Source organism: Bradyrhizobium sp. Pha-3, assembly GCF_042258325.1.
In the GTDB taxonomy this organism is placed as follows: domain Bacteria; phylum Pseudomonadota; class Alphaproteobacteria; order Rhizobiales; family Xanthobacteraceae; genus Bradyrhizobium; species Bradyrhizobium elkanii.
This window is the reverse complement of sequence record NZ_CP170151.1, coordinates 5449289-5463233: the sequence shown is the minus strand read 5'-3', so window position 1 is coordinate 5463233 and position 13945 is coordinate 5449289. Positions and strand designations below refer to the sequence as shown.

The window sequence follows — 13945 nt, the reverse complement described above, 5'->3', positions numbered from 1 at the left end:
GAACGGAGAGTCAAATGGCCAAAGCTAAATTCGAACGTAACAAGCCCCACTGCAACATCGGCACCATCGGTCACGTCGACCATGGCAAGACCTCGCTGACCGCAGCGATCACCAAGGTGCTCGCAGAAACCGGCGGCGCGACGTTCACCGCCTACGACCAGATCGACAAGGCGCCGGAAGAGAAGGCGCGCGGCATCACGATCTCGACCGCTCACGTCGAGTACGAGACGACCAACCGCCACTATGCTCACGTCGACTGCCCCGGCCACGCCGACTACGTGAAGAACATGATCACCGGTGCTGCCCAGATGGACGGCGCGATCCTGGTCGTGTCGGCTGCTGACGGCCCGATGCCGCAGACCCGCGAGCACATCCTGCTGGCCCGCCAGGTCGGCGTGCCCGCGCTCGTCGTGTTCCTCAACAAGTGCGACATGGTCGACGATCCGGAGCTGCTCGAGCTCGTCGAGCTCGAAGTCCGCGAGCTGCTCTCGAAGTACGAATTCCCGGGCGACAAGATCCCGATCATCAAGGGCTCGGCGCTCGCCGCCCTCGAGGACAAGGACAAGAAGCTCGGCCACGACGCCATCCTCGAGCTGATGCGCAATGTCGACGAGTACATCCCGCAGCCGGAGCGTCCGATCGACCAGCCGTTCCTGATGCCGGTTGAAGACGTGTTCTCGATCTCGGGCCGCGGCACCGTCGTCACCGGCCGTGTCGAGCGCGGCGTGATCAAGGTCGGCGAGGAAATCGAGATCGTCGGTATCCGCGACACCCAGAAGACCATCGTCACCGGCGTCGAAATGTTCCGCAAGCTGCTCGATCAGGGCCAGGCCGGCGACAACATCGGTGCGCTGCTCCGCGGCACCAAGCGCGAGGAAGTCGAGCGTGGCCAGGTGCTGTGCAAGCCCGGTTCGGTCAAGCCGCACACCAAGTTCAAGGCTGAGGCTTACATCCTCACCAAGGAAGAGGGCGGTCGCCACACCCCGTTCTTCACCAACTACCGTCCGCAGTTCTACTTCCGCACCACCGACGTGACCGGTGTCGTGCACCTGCCGGAAGGCACCGAGATGGTGATGCCGGGCGACAACATCGCGATGGAAGTGCACCTGATCGTGCCGATCGCGATGGAAGAGAAGCTGCGCTTCGCGATCCGCGAAGGCGGCCGCACCGTCGGCGCCGGCGTCGTCGCCGCGATCATCGAGTAACTACGCGAATAGGGAATGGCGAGTAGCGAGTGGGTCACTCCATTCGCTATTCGCTACTCGCCACTCACTAAAGAAAGAATACGGCAATGAACGGCCAAAATATTCGCATCCGTCTCAAGGCGTTCGACCATCGAATCCTCGATACGTCGACCCGTGAGATCGTGAACACGGCGAAGCGCACCGGTGCGCAGGTTCGCGGACCGATTCCGCTGCCGACCCGCATCGAGAAGTTCACCGTCAACCGTTCGCCGCACGTTGACAAGAAGAGCCGCGAGCAATTCGAGATGCGCACCCACAAGCGCCTCCTCGACATTGTCGACCCGACCCCGCAGACCGTCGATGCGCTGATGAAGCTCGACCTGGCCGCCGGTGTCGACGTCGAGATCAAGCTCTAAGGTTTTGGATTTTTACGTCCGCCGCTTGCGGACAGAAAGACAGGAAGCACGCCGATGCGCTCCGGAGTGATCGCACAAAAGGTCGGGATGACGCGGGTCTTTACGGAGACCGGCGAGCATATCCCTGTGACCGTGCTGAAGTTGGGCAACTGCCAGGTGCTTGGCCACCGCACGACCGAGAAGAACGGCTATGTCGCTCTTCAGCTCGGCTCGGGCGCCCGCAAGACCGTGTACATGCCCAAGGCCGAACGCGGTCAGTTCGCGGTCGCCAAGGTCGAACCGAAGCGCAAGGTCGCCGAGTTCCGCGTGTCCGAGGACGCGCTGATCCCGGTCGGCGCGGAAATCCAGGCGGACCATTTCGTGGTCGGCCAGTTTGTCGACGTGACCGGCACCTCGATCGGTAAGGGCTTTGCCGGCGGCATGAAGCGCTGGAATTTCGGCGGTCTGCGTGCCACCCACGGTGTGTCGGTCTCGCACCGCTCGATCGGTTCGACCGGTGGCCGTCAGGATCCCGGCAAGACCTTCAAGAACAAGAAGATGCCTGGCCACATGGGCGTCGACCGTATCACCACGCTCAATCTGCGCGTGGTCTCGACCGACGTCGAGCGCGGCCTGATCCTCGTCGAAGGCGCCGTTCCCGGCTCCAAGGGCGGCTGGATCTCGGTGCGCGACGCCGTCAAGAAGCCGCTGCCGAAGGAAGCCCCGAAGCCCGGCAAGTTCAAGGTTGCCGGCGGCGAAGCTGCCGAGGCTGTGGCCGAGAAGGAGGGTGTGTGAGATGGAACTGAAAGTCACCACCCTTGAAGGCAAGGAAGCTGGTTCGGTCCAGCTGTCGGACGAGATCTTCGGTCTCGAGCCGCGCAAGGATATCATCCAGCGTTGCGTGCAGTGGCAGCTCAACAAGCGCCAGGCTGGCACCCACAAGGCGAAAGGTCGCGCCGAGATCTGGCGCACCGGCAAGAAGATGTACAAGCAGAAGGGCACCGGCGGCGCCCGTCACGGCTCGGCCCGCGTGCCGCAGTTCCGCGGCGGTGGCCGTGCGTTCGGTCCGGTGGTTCGCTCGCACGCGACCGACCTGCCGAAGAAGGTGCGCGCGCTCGCGCTGAAGCATGCGCTGTCGGCCAAGGCCAAGGACGGCGGGCTGATCGTGATCGACAATGCGCAGCTTGAGGCCGCCAAGACCAAGGCGCTGCTCGGTCACTTCTCCGGCCTCGGGCTCACCAACGCGCTGATCATCGACGGCGCCGAGCTGAACGCCGGTTTCGCGACCGCGGCCCGCAACATTCCGAACATCGACGTGCTGCCGATCCAGGGCATCAACGTCTACGACATTCTCCGCCGCCAGAAGCTGGTGCTGACCAAGGCTGCGGTTGATGCGCTGGAGGCGCGCTTCAAATGAAGAACATCGATCCGCGCCACTACGACGTCATCATCTCTCCCGTCGTGACGGAAAAGGCGACGCTCGCCTCCGAGCACAACAAGGTGATGTTCAAGGTCGCCGGCAAGGCGACCAAGCCGCAGATCAAGGAAGCGGTCGAGAAGCTGTTCGACGTCAAGGTGAAGAGCGTCAACACCCTCGTCCGCAAGGGCAAGACCAAGGTGTTCCGCGGCAATCTCGGCTCGCAGTCGGACACCAAGCGCGCGATCGTGACCCTTGAAGAGGGCCACCGGATCGACGTGACTACCGGACTATAAGGCGCAACGACGATGGCATTGAAAACCTACAATCCCACGACGCCGGGCCAGCGCCAGCTGGTCATGGTCGATCGTTCGGCGCTCTACAAGGGCAAGCCGGTGAAGACCCTGACCGAGGGCAAGCTCAGCAACGGCGGTCGCAACAACACCGGTCGCATCACCGTGCGTTTCCGCGGCGGCGGCCACAAGAAGGCCTACCGCACCGTCGACTTCCGCCGCGACAAGGTGGACGTGCCGGCGGTCGTGGAACGGCTCGAGTATGATCCGAACCGCACCGCCTTCATCGCGCTGATCAAGTATCAGGACGGTGAACTGGCCTACATCCTGGCGCCGCAGCGTCTGGCGGCGGGCGACACCGTCGTCGCCGGCAACTATGTCGACGTCAAGCCGGGCAACGTCATGCCGCTCGGCAACATGCCGGTCGGCACGATCGTGCACAACATCGAGCTGAAGATCGGCAAGGGCGGCCAGCTGGCGCGCTCCGCCGGCACCTACGCCCAGATTGTCGGCCGCGACCAGGACTACGTGATCATCCGCCTGAACTCGGGCGAGCAGCGTCTGGTGCACGGCCGTTGCCGCGGCACGATCGGCGCGGTCTCGAACCCGGATCACATGAACATCTCGATCGGCAAGGCCGGTCGTACCCGCTGGCTCGGCTGGCGTCCGCACAACCGCGGCGTCGTCATGAACCCGATCGATCACCCGCACGGCGGTGGTGAAGGTCGTACCTCGGGCGGTCGTCACCCGGTCACTCCGTGGGGCAAGCCGACCAAGGGCAAGAAGACCCGCACCAACAAGTCGACCAACAAATTCATTCTCCTCAGCCGCCACAAGCGGAAGAAGTAAGGAACGCCGGACATGGTTCGTTCAGTCTGGAAAGGCCCGTTCGTCGAGGGTTCTCTGCTCAAGAAGGCAGATGCCGCGCGCTCGTCCGGCCGTCACGACGTCATCAAGATCTGGAGCCGCCGCTCGACCATCCTGCCGCAGTTCGTCGGCCTGACGTTCGGTGTCTATAACGGCCACAAGCACGTGCCGGTGGCAATCAACGAGGAAATGGTGGGTCACAAGTTCGGCGAGTTCTCGCCGACCCGGACCTTCCACGGCCATTCGGGCGACAAGAAAGCCAAGAAGGCTTGAGGATTAACCGATGAGCAAACCAAAGCGCGAACGTAGCCTCGCGGACAATGAGGCCAAGGCCGTCGCCCGCATGCTGCGCGTCAGCCCGCAGAAGCTCAACCTGGTGGCGCAGCTGATCCGCGGCCGCAAGGCGTCCGCTGCGCTCGCCGACCTGCAGTTCTCGCGCAAGCGGATCGCGGTCGACGTCAAGAAGTGCCTGGAATCGGCGATCGCGAACGCCGAGAACAACCATGACCTCGAGGTTGACGATCTGGTCGTCGCCGAGGCGCATGTCGGCAACGGCATCGTGATGAAGCGTTTTGCTCCGCGCGGCCGTGGCCGTTCGGGCCGTGTGTTCAAACCGTTCTCGCACCTGACCATCGTGGTTCGTCAGGTCGAGGCCGAGGCAAGCGCCTAAGAAGGGCGCAGGAGAAGACGATGGGTCAAAAGATCAATCCAATCGGGCTGCGTCTCGGCATCAACCGGACCTGGGACTCCCGTTGGTTCGCCGGCAAGCAGGAATACGGCAAGCTGCTGCACGAGGACGTCAAGATCCGCGAGATCCTGCACAAGGAGCTCAAGCAGGCGGCCGTGGCCCGCATCGTGATCGAGCGTCCGCACAAGAAGTGCCGCGTGACGATCCACTCGGCCCGTCCGGGCGTCGTGATCGGCAAGAAGGGCGCCGACATCGACAAGCTGCGCAAGAAGGTTGCCGACATCACCTCGTCGGACGTCGTGATCAACATCGTCGAAATCCGCAAGCCGGAGCTCGACGCGACCCTGGTCGCTGAATCGATCGCCCAGCAGCTCGAGCGCCGCGTCGCGTTCCGCCGCGCCATGAAGCGCGCCGTGCAGTCGGCGATGCGTCTCGGTGCCGGTGGCATCCGCATCAACTGCTCGGGCCGTCTCGGCGGCGCCGAAATCGCGCGCATGGAGTGGTACCGCGAAGGTCGCGTGCCGTTGCACACGCTGCGCGCCGACGTCGACTACGGCGTTGCCACCGCGTTCACGACCTTCGGCACCTGCGGCGTCAAGGTCTGGATCTTCAAGGGCGAGATCCTCGAGCACGATCCGATGGCCCAGGACAAGAAGATGGCCGAAGGCGACAGCACGCCGCGTTCGCGCCGCGACGCCGCTTGAGGCAAAGCAGGAATTTGAGGGCTTAAAGCCATGATGCAACCTAAGAAAACGAAGTTCCGGAAGGCGCATAAGGGCCGTATCCACGGCGTTGCGACCTCTGGCGCGACGTTGGCGTTCGGCCAGTTCGGCCTGAAGGCGATGGAGCCTGAGCGCGTCACCGCCCGTCAGATCGAAGCCGCCCGCCGCGCGCTGACCCGTCACATGAAGCGCGCCGGCCGCGTCTGGATCCGCGTGTTCCCGGACGTGCCGGTGTCGAAGAAGCCCGCCGAAGTCCGGATGGGCTCCGGCAAGGGTGCCCCGGAATTGTGGGTGGTCCGGATCAAGCCGGGCCGCGTGATGTTCGAGATCGACGGCGTGCCGGTGCAGACCGCGAAGGAAGCGCTGTCGCTCGCCGCCGCCAAGCTGCCGATCAAGACGCGCTTCGTTGCGCGCATTGCGGAGTAATCGCCATGGCCGAGATGAAAGTTGAAGACATTCGCGCGATGAGCGACGACCAGCGGGAAGACGCGATCCTGAATCTGAAGAAGGAACGCTTCAACCTGCGTTTCCAGCGCGCCACCGGGCAGCTGGAGAACACCTCGCGGATGCGGGAAGCCCGCCGCGATATCGCTCGTATTAAGACCATCGCTGCCCAGCAGCGCGCGAAGAAGAAGTAAGGGGCCAGCTATGCCGAAACGTACTCTGCAGGGCGTGGTCGTCAGCGACAAGCAAGCCAAGACCATCGTGGTGCGCGTCGATCGCCGCTTCACCCACCCGATCTACAAGAAGACGATCCGCCGTTCCAAGAACTACCACGCGCACGACGAGAACAACCAGTTCAAGCCGGGCGACATGGTCTGGATCGAGGAATCGAAGCCGATCTCGAAGCTGAAGCGCTGGACCGTGGTCCGGGGCGAACACAAGAAAACGGCCTGATTACTTCGGCCTGGCCGAGGGAATTCAGGGAAAATTTTGAGCGCGCTAAAGCGCAGAAAGAGGACGAGGTGCATCAATGATTCAGATGCAGACCAACCTCGACGTGGCCGATAATTCAGGCGCACGCCGTGTCATGTGCATCAAGGTTCTTGGAGGTTCCAAGCGCCGCTATGCCACCGTGGGCGACGTTATCGTTGTGTCGATCAAGGAAGCCATTCCGCGTGGCAAGGTGAAGAAGGGCGACGTGATGAAGGCCGTCGTGGTCCGGGTCCGCAAGGACATCCGCCGCGCCGACGGTTCGGTCATCCGCTTCGACCGCAACGCCGCCGTGCTGATCAACAATCAGTCCGAGCCGGTCGGCACCCGTATCTTCGGGCCGGTGCCGCGCGAGCTGCGCGCCAAGAACCACATGAAGATCATTTCGCTCGCGCCGGAGGTGCTGTGATGGCTGCCAAGATCCGCAAGGGCGACAAGGTGATGGTGCTCACCGGGCGCGACAAGGGTCGCACCGGGGAGGTGTTCGAGGTGCGTCCGGACGAGAACAAGGCTCTCGTTCGCGGCATCAATATGGTGAAGCGTCACCAGAAGCAGACCCAGACCCAGGAAGGCGGCATCATCTCCAAGGAGATGCCGATCGACCTTTCCAACATTGCCTATGTCGGCAAGGACGGAAAGCCGACCCGCATCGGGTTCAAGATTCAGGCCGATGGCAAGAAGGTTCGTGTTGCCAAGAGCTCGGGAGCAGAGATCGATGGCTGATACAGCTTACACGCCGCGTCTGCGCGCGGAGTATGACAAGAAGATCCGCGGCATGATGACCGAGAAGTTCGGTTATGCCAACGTGATGCAGGTGCCGCGCCTCGACAAGGTCGTGCTCAACATGGGCGTGGGCGACTCCGTCAACGACCGCAAGAAGGCCGAGACCGCCGCCGCCGAGCTGACCCAGATCGCCGGCCAGAAGGCGATCGTGACCTATTCGCGTATCGCGATCGCGACGTTCAAGCTGCGTGAGAACCAGCCGATCGGCTGCAAGGTCACGCTGCGCAAGACCCATATGTACGAGTTCATCGACCGCCTGGTGAACGTGGCGCTGCCCCGCGTCCGCGACTTCCGCGGCCTGAACCCGAAGAGCTTCGACGGCCGCGGCAACTATTCGCTCGGCATCAAGGAGCACATCATTTTCCCCGAGATCGACTTCGACAAGGTCTCGGAAGCGCGTGGCATGGACATCACGGTCTGCACCACCGCCAAGACCGACGACGAGGCGCGTGCCTTGTTGACCGCTTTCAATTTCCCGTTCCGGCAGTGAGTAGCTGAGCCAAAGCACTCAAACGCGGATACCCAGGAGCCAAGCATGGCAAAGAAGAGTTCAGTCGAGAAGAACAACCGGCGCAAGCGGATGGCGAAGAACGCCGGCCCGCGCCGCGAGAAGCTGAAGGCGATCATCGCCGACAAGACCAAGCCGATGGAAGAGCGCTTCGCGGCGACGCTGAAGCTCGCCGAGATGCCGCGCAACTCGTCGCCGACGCGCATCCGCAACCGTTGCGAGCTGACCGGGCGTCCGCGCTCGAACTATCGCAAGAACAAGCTCTCGCGCATCGCGCTGCGTGAACTCGGCTCCAAGGGCCTGGTTCCCGGCCTCGTGAAGTCGAGCTGGTAAGGGAGGGTCGGAACAATGTCTACGCACGATCCGATCAGCGATCTCATCACCCGCATCCGCAACGCGCAGATGCGCTCCAAGTCCAAGGTCTCGAGCCCCGGCTCGAAGATGCGCGCAAACGTGCTCGAGGTGCTGAAGTCCGAGGGGTACATCCGCGGCTACGCCAGCGTCGAGCATGCCTCGGGCCGCAGCGAGCTCGAAATCGAGCTGAAGTATTTCGACGGCGAGCCCGTCATCCGCGAGATCGAGCGGGTGTCGAAGCCGGGCCGCCGCGTTTACGCCTCGGTGAAGAACCTGCCGCGCGTGAACAACGGTCTCGGCATTTCGGTGTTGTCGACGCCGAAGGGAATCATGGCTGACCACCAGGCGCGCGACGCCAACGTGGGCGGCGAAGTTCTCTTCACGGTGTTCTGAGGAAGGATTTTACGATGTCACGTATCGGCAAAAGGCCGGTGGCGATCCCGTCGGGTGTGACGGCGACCGTCGAGGGCCAGACCGTCAAGGTGAAGGGGCCGAAGGGCCAGCTTCAGTTCGTCGTGCATGACGACGTCGAGGTGAAGTTCGAGAACGGCCAGGTCAAGGTCGCTCCGCGGGTCAAGACCAACCGCGCGCAGGCGATGTACGGCACCGCGCGCGCGCAGGTCGCCAACCTCGTCGAGGGCGTCACCAAGGGCTTCGAGAGGAAGCTCGAGATCACCGGCGTCGGCTACCGCGCCGCGATGCAGGGCAAGAACCTGCAGCTCGCGCTCGGCTACAGCCACGACGTGGTGTACGCGATCCCGGAAGGCATCACCATCGCGGTGCCGAAGCCGACCGAGATCACGATCACCGGCAACGATCCGCAGCGCGTCGGCCAGGTCGCCGCCGAGATCCGCGCCTACCGTCCGCCGGAGCCCTACAAGGGCAAGGGCGTGAAGTACGCCAACGAATTCATCTTCCGCAAGGAAGGCAAGAAGAAGTAACGGAGCCGGTCATGTCACTCAAGGTTACGAATGCCCGGCGCAAGCAGCGCGTGCGCCTTGCGCTTCGCCGCTCGGCAGGCGGCCGTCCGCGGCTGTCGGTGTTCCGCTCGTCCAAGCACATCTACGCCCAGGTCATCGACGACCAGAAGGGCGAGACGCTCGCTTCCGCCTCGTCGCTGGAGAAGACCATGCGCGACGCCGGCAAGACCGGCGCCGACATCGATGCGGCGAAGGCGGTCGGCAAGCTGCTCGCCGAGCGCGCGGCGCAGAAGGGTGTCAAGGAAGTCGTGTTCGATCGCGGCGCCTACATCTATCACGGGCGCGTCAAGGCGCTCGCGGATGCGGCGCGCGAAGGCGGATTGAGCTTCTAAACTTTACGAACGATGACGAGGAAAGAGGCGCAAGGCCTCCTAGAGATTGGAAAACACCATGGCAGGTGAACGCGAACGCGGCGGACGCGAACGGAGCAGGGAGCGCGAGGAGCGCGACAGCGAGTTCGTCGACAAGCTCGTCCACATCAATCGCGTGGCGAAGGTCGTCAAGGGCGGCAAGCGCTTCGGCTTTGCGGCGCTGGTCGTGATCGGCGACCAGAAGGGCCGGGTCGGGTTCGGCCACGGCAAGGCGCGCGAAGTGCCGGAAGCGATCCGCAAGGCGACCGAATCGGCGAAGCGCAACCTGACGCGCGTCGCGCTTCGCGAGGGTCGCACGCTGCATCACGACATCGCCGGCCGTCACGGCGCCGGCCGCGTCTACCTGCGTGCCGCTCCGGCCGGTACCGGCATCATCGCCGGCGGCCCGATGCGCGCGGTGTTCGAGACGCTCGGCATCCAGGACGTGGTGGCGAAGTCGATCGGCTCGTCGAATCCCTACAACATGGTTCGCGCGACGTTCGACGCGCTGAAGCATCAGGATTCGCCGCGCTCGGTGGCGGCACGCCGCAACATCAAGGTCTCCACCCTGCAGTCGCGCCGCGTCGGCGGCGACGCCGAAGTGGTGGCGGAATAACAACGCGCGCTTCTCGAAGCGCTATTCGGAGTTACTGTCATGGCCAAGGCCAGCAAGACCATCAAGGTCGAGCAGATCGGCAGCGCAATCCGCCGCCATCACTCGCAGCGTTCGACGCTGATCGGCCTCAAGCTCAACAAGATCGGCCGGGTTGCCGAGCTGCAGGATACCCCTGAAGTTCGCGGCATGATCAGCAAGGTTCAGCATCTCGTCCGCGTCGTCGGCGAGTAAGCAGAGATAAGGAGAAGGGCGATGAAGCTCAGCGATATCGCCGACAACGCCGGCTCGCGCAAGAAGCGCATGCGTGTCGGCCGTGGCATCGGTTCCGGCAAGGGCAAGACCTCGGGCCGCGGCGGCAAGGGCCAGACCGCGCGTTCGGGCGTCCGCATCAAGGGTTTCGAAGGCGGCCAGATGCCGATGCATCGCCGTCTGCCGAAGCGCGGCTTCAACAACATCTTCCGGCTCGACTTCGCCGAGATCAATCTCGACCGTCTGCAGGAAGCGATCGACAACAAGCTGGTCGATGCGAGCGCGACGGTGAACGTCGAATCGCTGGTGAAGGCGGGCGTGCTGCGCCGCGCCAAGGACGGCCTGCGGCTGCTCGGCCGCGGCGAGATCAAGACCAAGCTGACCATCGAGGTGCACGGCGCTTCCAAGTCGGCCATTGCCGCGGTCGAGAAGGCCGGCGGCTCGGTCAAGATCCTGGCCCCCGCCAAGGAAGAAGGCGAGGCGGCGTAACATCTGCGTCATCGCCCGCGACGCGCGGGCAATCCGCAGATCGAATGATGGACTTATCGAGGCCGAGCACCAGATAATGTCCGGTGTCTGCCGGCGCCCAGGGAATTGATCCCCTTGGGGGCGCCGGCGAAGTGGGCTCCGGGAGAAAGCCGAACCATGGTCTCAGCAGCCGAACAACTTGCCGCCAACCTCAATTTCGGACAGCTGGCGAAAGCCGACGAGCTGAAGAAGCGCATCTGGTTCACCCTGGGTGCGCTGCTTGTTTATCGGCTCGGCACCTACATCCCGCTGCCCGGCATCGATCCCAACATCTGGGAGCAGGTGTTCCGCAGCCAGTCCGGCGGCATCCTCGGCATGTTCAACATGTTCGCCGGCGGCGGCATCCACCGCATGGCGATCTTCGCGCTGAACATCATGCCGTACATCTCGGCATCGATCATCGTGCAGCTTCTGACGACCGTGTCGCCGCAGCTCGAGGCGCTCAAGAAGGAAGGCGAGGCGGGCCGCAAGACGCTGAACCAGTACACGCGCTATCTGACGGTGATCCTGGCGCTGTTCCAGTCCTATGGCATCGCGATCGGCCTCGAAGGCGCCGGCAATGTCGTCAGCGACCCCGGCATGTTCTTCCGGATCTCGACCGCGATCACGCTGACCGGCGGCACCATGTTCCTGATGTGGCTCGGCGAGCAGATCACCTCGCGCGGCATCGGCAACGGCATTTCGTTGATCATCCTGGCCGGCATCGTCGCCGAATTGCCGTCGGCGCTCGCCAACATGCTGGAGCTCGGCCGCCAGGGCGCGATGTCGACCGGCCTGATCCTGATCGTCATCGTCATGGCGGTCGCCGTGATCGCCTTCATCGTGTTCATGGAGCGCGCGCAGCGCCGGCTTTTGATCCAGTATCCGAAGCGTCAGGTCGGCAACAAGATGTTCGAGGGCCAGTCCTCGCATCTGCCGCTCAAGCTCAACACCTCGGGCGTGATTCCGCCGATCTTTGCCTCGTCGCTGCTGTTGCTGCCGACCACGGTCGCGAACTTCAACGCCGGCAAGGGGCCGGAATGGTTCCAGTGGATCACGACCCAGCTCAGCCATGGCCGGCCGCTGTTCCTGTTCATGTATCTCGCACTGATCGTGTTCTTCGCATTCTTCTACACCGCGATCGTGTTCAACCCGACCGAGACCGCGGACAATCTGAAGAAGCACGGCGGCTTCATCCCCGGCATCCGGCCCGGCGAGCGCACCGCCGAGTACATCGACTATGTGCTGTCGCGCATCACGGTGCTCGGCGCGGTCTATCTCGCGATCGTCTGCCTGATTCCTGAAATTCTGATTTCCTACGCATCGGTCCCGTTCTACTTTGGCGGCACCTCGCTGTTGATCGTCGTCAGCGTGACGATGGATACGGTGTCGCAGGTGCAGGGCTATCTGCTCGCTCATCAGTATGAAGGGCTGATCAGGAAGTCGAAGCTCAGGGGAGGCCGCCGCCGCTGATCGCGGCTCGGCTTCGAATTCAAAACACAGGTGTGCGGACGTCGCCCACCTAGCCGGGGGGCGAAACAGAAATGAGATTGATCCTTTTGGGGCCGCCGGGCTCGGGCAAGGGAACCCAGGCGCAGCGGCTGGTGCACAAGCACGGCATCGTCCAGCTCTCGACCGGTGAGATGTTGCGTGCTGCGGTTGCCGCGGGCACGCCGATCGGCTTGCAGGCCAAGGAGATCATGGCCAATGGCGGCCTGGTTCCCGACGAGGTCGTGGTGGGAATCATCGCCGACCGAATCGAGGAGCCCGATGCCAAGAAGGGCTTCATTCTCGACGGCTTCCCGCGCACCGTGCCGCAGGCCGCGGCGCTCGACGATCTGCTCCGGAAAAAGCACCTCAAGCTCGATGCGGTGGTTGAGCTCCGCGTCAACGAGAGCGCGCTGCTCGCCCGCGTTGAGAAGCGTGCCGAGGAAACCCGCGCGCGCGGTGAGGAAGTCCGCCTCGACGACACGCCGGAGGTGCTGACCAAGCGCTTGGCGCAGTACCGTTCCCTGACGGAGCCGCTGATTCACTATTATTCGGAGCGGCGGAAGCTCCTGACGGTCGATGGCATGATGACCATCGAGCACGTCACCCGCGAGATCAACCGGATCCTGACTGCGCTCGGCGCGCTGGAACCGAAGGATCACGAGGATCACGCCCCGAAGGCGGCTAAAAAGGCCGCCAAGGCCGCCATGAAGGCCAGCAAGAAGCCGGCCAGGAAGGCAGCTAAACCAGCCAAAAAGGCCGCCAAATCGGCCCGGAAGGATGCCAAGGCGCCCTCCAAGGCCAAAGCGGCCAAGAAAACCGTGAAGAAAGCCGCGAAGAAGGCGGTAAAGACGGCCGCCCACGCCGCGACAGCCCGCAAGGGAGCAAAGACCGCCAAAAAGGCGGCAAAAAAGCTCACGAAAAAGCGAGCTAAACGCTAGGAGCGGTTGACGAAACCGACATGAATCCTTTAATAAGCCCCGCATCCAAGTTGGATAGTTTTATGACGATGCCGGGCCCCGAAGGACATGAGGGGAGGGCGTCGTGTTCGCGTTTGTGGACACAAGCCCGAGAGAGCAAGAACTCGAGAAGCCCGTATCCGTGATGGATCGGCGACAGGAGAGAAGTCCGTGGCCCGTATTGCCGGCGTCAACATTCCTACCAACAAGCGTGTCCTGATCGCGCTTCAGTACATCCATGGCATCGGCCAGAAGCACGCGGCCGACATCGTGGAGAAGGTCAAGATCCCGCTGGACCGTCGCGTCAACCAGTTGACCGACCAGGAGGTCCTGCAGATCCGCGAAGTCATCGACCGCGACTATCTGGTCGAGGGCGACCTCCGTCGTGAGGTCGGCATCAACATCAAGCGGCTGATGGACCTCGGCTGCTACCGCGGTCTGCGTCATCGCCGCGGTCTGCCGGTGCGCGGCCAGCGCACTCACACCAATGCGCGCACGCGCAAGGGGCCGGCCAAGGCGATCGCCGGCAAGAAGAAGTAAGTTTTGCGAATTGCAGGTGGGGAGTAGCGAATTGAAATTCGCTACTCGCCATTTGCGTTTTGAGGTGTAGCCGCTGGCACTACGGCGGCGTCGAGATCACAGGAAAGGTTTG

Annotated in this window: 25 protein-coding genes; all 25 read left to right on the top strand. The window is 63.3% G+C overall.

The annotated features are described in order from the left end of the window. Positions 1–14 precede the first annotated feature (14 nt). Positions 15–1205 carry an elongation factor Tu gene (tuf, locus tag ACE10X_RS25895; protein WP_018272140.1) on the top strand — a complete coding sequence of 397 codons (1191 nt, stop codon included), beginning with the start codon at positions 15–17 and terminating at the stop codon, positions 1203–1205. Positions 1206–1291: 86 nt separating this feature from the next. After that, the gene (gene rpsJ, locus ACE10X_RS25890; protein WP_002712302.1) at positions 1292–1600 is read left to right on the top strand and encodes a 30S ribosomal protein S10; all 309 of its coding nucleotides are present in this window, start codon (positions 1292–1294) and stop codon (positions 1598–1600) included. Between the two features lie 54 nt (positions 1601–1654). Then, positions 1655–2374: a 50S ribosomal protein L3 gene (gene rplC / locus ACE10X_RS25885; RefSeq protein WP_029081772.1), complete on the top strand. Its 720-nt coding sequence runs from the start codon at positions 1655–1657 to the stop codon at positions 2372–2374. A gap of 1 nt (position 2375) precedes the next feature. Next, the gene (gene rplD / locus ACE10X_RS25880; protein ID WP_038383104.1) at positions 2376–2996 is read left to right on the top strand and encodes a 50S ribosomal protein L4; all 621 of its coding nucleotides are present in this window, start codon (positions 2376–2378) and stop codon (positions 2994–2996) included. Then, on the top strand, positions 2993–3292 hold the full coding sequence (locus tag ACE10X_RS25875; protein WP_028339313.1) for a 50S ribosomal protein L23: 300 nt from the start codon (positions 2993–2995) through the stop codon (positions 3290–3292). The genes rplD and ACE10X_RS25875 overlap by 4 nt, the downstream gene beginning before the upstream one ends. 12 nt (positions 3293–3304) lie before the next feature. Beyond that, positions 3305–4138, top strand: coding sequence for a 50S ribosomal protein L2 (rplB, locus tag ACE10X_RS25870; RefSeq protein WP_038383103.1), 834 nt, complete (start codon positions 3305–3307; stop codon positions 4136–4138). 12 nt (positions 4139–4150) lie between these two features. Beyond that, positions 4151–4429 (top strand): 30S ribosomal protein S19, encoded by a 279-nt coding sequence (rpsS, locus tag ACE10X_RS25865; protein WP_028335459.1) that lies wholly within the window; start codon positions 4151–4153, stop codon positions 4427–4429. 10 nt (positions 4430–4439) lie between these two features. Beyond that, the gene (gene rplV / locus ACE10X_RS25860; protein WP_016843750.1) at positions 4440–4826 is read left to right on the top strand and encodes a 50S ribosomal protein L22; all 387 of its coding nucleotides are present in this window, start codon (positions 4440–4442) and stop codon (positions 4824–4826) included. Positions 4827–4846: 20 nt separating this feature from the next. Then, positions 4847–5548, top strand: a complete 702-nt coding sequence (rpsC, locus tag ACE10X_RS25855; RefSeq protein WP_016843751.1) for a 30S ribosomal protein S3 — start codon at positions 4847–4849, stop codon at positions 5546–5548. A 30-nt stretch (positions 5549–5578) separates the two neighbouring features. Continuing rightward, positions 5579–5992, top strand: coding sequence for a 50S ribosomal protein L16 (gene rplP, locus ACE10X_RS25850; RefSeq protein ID WP_016843752.1), 414 nt, complete (start codon positions 5579–5581; stop codon positions 5990–5992). 5 nt (positions 5993–5997) lie between these two features. After that, positions 5998–6204, top strand: coding sequence for a 50S ribosomal protein L29 (gene rpmC / locus ACE10X_RS25845; RefSeq protein WP_016843753.1), 207 nt, complete (start codon positions 5998–6000; stop codon positions 6202–6204). Between the two features lie 10 nt (positions 6205–6214). After that, positions 6215–6463: a 30S ribosomal protein S17 gene (rpsQ, locus tag ACE10X_RS25840; protein ID WP_016843754.1), complete on the top strand. Its 249-nt coding sequence runs from the start codon at positions 6215–6217 to the stop codon at positions 6461–6463. 76 nt (positions 6464–6539) lie between these two features. Beyond that, the gene (gene rplN, locus ACE10X_RS25835; protein ID WP_011473865.1) at positions 6540–6908 is read left to right on the top strand and encodes a 50S ribosomal protein L14; all 369 of its coding nucleotides are present in this window, start codon (positions 6540–6542) and stop codon (positions 6906–6908) included. After that, a complete protein-coding gene (rplX, locus tag ACE10X_RS25830) occupies positions 6908–7222 on the top strand; it encodes a 50S ribosomal protein L24 (RefSeq protein WP_016843755.1) in 315 nt (104 codons plus the stop codon). Before rplN ends, rplX begins: the two co-directional genes overlap by 1 nt. After that, on the top strand, positions 7215–7772 hold the full coding sequence (rplE, locus tag ACE10X_RS25825) for a 50S ribosomal protein L5 (protein WP_016843756.1): 558 nt from the start codon (positions 7215–7217) through the stop codon (positions 7770–7772). Before rplX ends, rplE begins: the two co-directional genes overlap by 8 nt. A gap of 45 nt (positions 7773–7817) precedes the next feature. Beyond that, complete coding sequence (rpsN, locus tag ACE10X_RS25820) at positions 7818–8123, top strand: 30S ribosomal protein S14 (protein WP_016843757.1); 306 nt, start codon at positions 7818–7820, stop codon at positions 8121–8123. Between the two features lie 15 nt (positions 8124–8138). Next, positions 8139–8537, top strand: a complete 399-nt coding sequence (rpsH, locus tag ACE10X_RS25815) for a 30S ribosomal protein S8 (protein ID WP_018272133.1) — start codon at positions 8139–8141, stop codon at positions 8535–8537. Between the two features lie 14 nt (positions 8538–8551). Then, positions 8552–9085, top strand: a complete 534-nt coding sequence (gene rplF / locus ACE10X_RS25810; RefSeq protein WP_016843759.1) for a 50S ribosomal protein L6 — start codon at positions 8552–8554, stop codon at positions 9083–9085. An 11-nt stretch (positions 9086–9096) separates the two neighbouring features. After that, positions 9097–9456: a 50S ribosomal protein L18 gene (gene rplR, locus ACE10X_RS25805; RefSeq protein ID WP_016843760.1), complete on the top strand. Its 360-nt coding sequence runs from the start codon at positions 9097–9099 to the stop codon at positions 9454–9456. Between the two features lie 58 nt (positions 9457–9514). Continuing rightward, complete coding sequence (gene rpsE, locus ACE10X_RS25800; RefSeq protein WP_016843761.1) at positions 9515–10090, top strand: 30S ribosomal protein S5; 576 nt, start codon at positions 9515–9517, stop codon at positions 10088–10090. Between the two features lie 39 nt (positions 10091–10129). Next, positions 10130–10321, top strand: a complete 192-nt coding sequence (gene rpmD / locus ACE10X_RS25795) for a 50S ribosomal protein L30 (RefSeq protein ID WP_028335461.1) — start codon at positions 10130–10132, stop codon at positions 10319–10321. A gap of 21 nt (positions 10322–10342) precedes the next feature. Beyond that, positions 10343–10828: a 50S ribosomal protein L15 gene (rplO, locus tag ACE10X_RS25790; RefSeq protein ID WP_028339310.1), complete on the top strand. Its 486-nt coding sequence runs from the start codon at positions 10343–10345 to the stop codon at positions 10826–10828. Positions 10829–10984: 156 nt separating this feature from the next. Then, positions 10985–12319, top strand: coding sequence for a preprotein translocase subunit SecY (gene secY / locus ACE10X_RS25785; RefSeq protein ID WP_016843764.1), 1335 nt, complete (start codon positions 10985–10987; stop codon positions 12317–12319). A 71-nt stretch (positions 12320–12390) separates the two neighbouring features. Then, positions 12391–13275, top strand: a complete 885-nt coding sequence (locus ACE10X_RS25780; RefSeq protein WP_038383102.1) for an adenylate kinase — start codon at positions 12391–12393, stop codon at positions 13273–13275. Positions 13276–13464: 189 nt separating this feature from the next. Beyond that, positions 13465–13833, top strand: coding sequence for a 30S ribosomal protein S13 (rpsM, locus tag ACE10X_RS25775; protein WP_028339308.1), 369 nt, complete (start codon positions 13465–13467; stop codon positions 13831–13833). Positions 13834–13945: the final 112 nt, after the last annotated feature.

Bases quoted from the DNA above. Each gene is read 5' to 3' on its own strand.
- tuf (WP_018272140.1), top strand. From the start codon at position 15: ATGGCCAAAGCTAAATTCGAACGTAACAAGCCCCACTGCAACATCGGC.
- rpsJ (WP_002712302.1), top strand. From the start codon at position 1,292: ATGAACGGCCAAAATATTCGCATCCGTCTCAAGGCGTTCGACCATCGA.
- rplC (WP_029081772.1), top strand. From the start codon at position 1,655: ATGCGCTCCGGAGTGATCGCACAAAAGGTCGGGATGACGCGGGTCTTT.
- rplD (WP_038383104.1), top strand. From the start codon at position 2,376: ATGGAACTGAAAGTCACCACCCTTGAAGGCAAGGAAGCTGGTTCGGTC.
- ACE10X_RS25875 (WP_028339313.1), top strand. From the start codon at position 2,993: ATGAAGAACATCGATCCGCGCCACTACGACGTCATCATCTCTCCCGTC.
- rplB (WP_038383103.1), top strand. From the start codon at position 3,305: ATGGCATTGAAAACCTACAATCCCACGACGCCGGGCCAGCGCCAGCTG.
- rpsS (WP_028335459.1), top strand. From the start codon at position 4,151: ATGGTTCGTTCAGTCTGGAAAGGCCCGTTCGTCGAGGGTTCTCTGCTC.
- rplV (WP_016843750.1), top strand. From the start codon at position 4,440: ATGAGCAAACCAAAGCGCGAACGTAGCCTCGCGGACAATGAGGCCAAG.
- rpsC (WP_016843751.1), top strand. From the start codon at position 4,847: ATGGGTCAAAAGATCAATCCAATCGGGCTGCGTCTCGGCATCAACCGG.
- rplP (WP_016843752.1), top strand. From the start codon at position 5,579: ATGATGCAACCTAAGAAAACGAAGTTCCGGAAGGCGCATAAGGGCCGT.
- rpmC (WP_016843753.1), top strand. From the start codon at position 5,998: ATGGCCGAGATGAAAGTTGAAGACATTCGCGCGATGAGCGACGACCAG.
- rpsQ (WP_016843754.1), top strand. From the start codon at position 6,215: ATGCCGAAACGTACTCTGCAGGGCGTGGTCGTCAGCGACAAGCAAGCC.
- rplN (WP_011473865.1), top strand. From the start codon at position 6,540: ATGATTCAGATGCAGACCAACCTCGACGTGGCCGATAATTCAGGCGCA.
- rplX (WP_016843755.1), top strand. From the start codon at position 6,908: ATGGCTGCCAAGATCCGCAAGGGCGACAAGGTGATGGTGCTCACCGGG.
- rplE (WP_016843756.1), top strand. From the start codon at position 7,215: ATGGCTGATACAGCTTACACGCCGCGTCTGCGCGCGGAGTATGACAAG.
- rpsN (WP_016843757.1), top strand. From the start codon at position 7,818: ATGGCAAAGAAGAGTTCAGTCGAGAAGAACAACCGGCGCAAGCGGATG.
- rpsH (WP_018272133.1), top strand. From the start codon at position 8,139: ATGTCTACGCACGATCCGATCAGCGATCTCATCACCCGCATCCGCAAC.
- rplF (WP_016843759.1), top strand. From the start codon at position 8,552: ATGTCACGTATCGGCAAAAGGCCGGTGGCGATCCCGTCGGGTGTGACG.
- rplR (WP_016843760.1), top strand. From the start codon at position 9,097: ATGTCACTCAAGGTTACGAATGCCCGGCGCAAGCAGCGCGTGCGCCTT.
- rpsE (WP_016843761.1), top strand. From the start codon at position 9,515: ATGGCAGGTGAACGCGAACGCGGCGGACGCGAACGGAGCAGGGAGCGC.
- rpmD (WP_028335461.1), top strand. From the start codon at position 10,130: ATGGCCAAGGCCAGCAAGACCATCAAGGTCGAGCAGATCGGCAGCGCA.
- rplO (WP_028339310.1), top strand. From the start codon at position 10,343: ATGAAGCTCAGCGATATCGCCGACAACGCCGGCTCGCGCAAGAAGCGC.
- secY (WP_016843764.1), top strand. From the start codon at position 10,985: ATGGTCTCAGCAGCCGAACAACTTGCCGCCAACCTCAATTTCGGACAG.
- ACE10X_RS25780 (WP_038383102.1), top strand. From the start codon at position 12,391: ATGAGATTGATCCTTTTGGGGCCGCCGGGCTCGGGCAAGGGAACCCAG.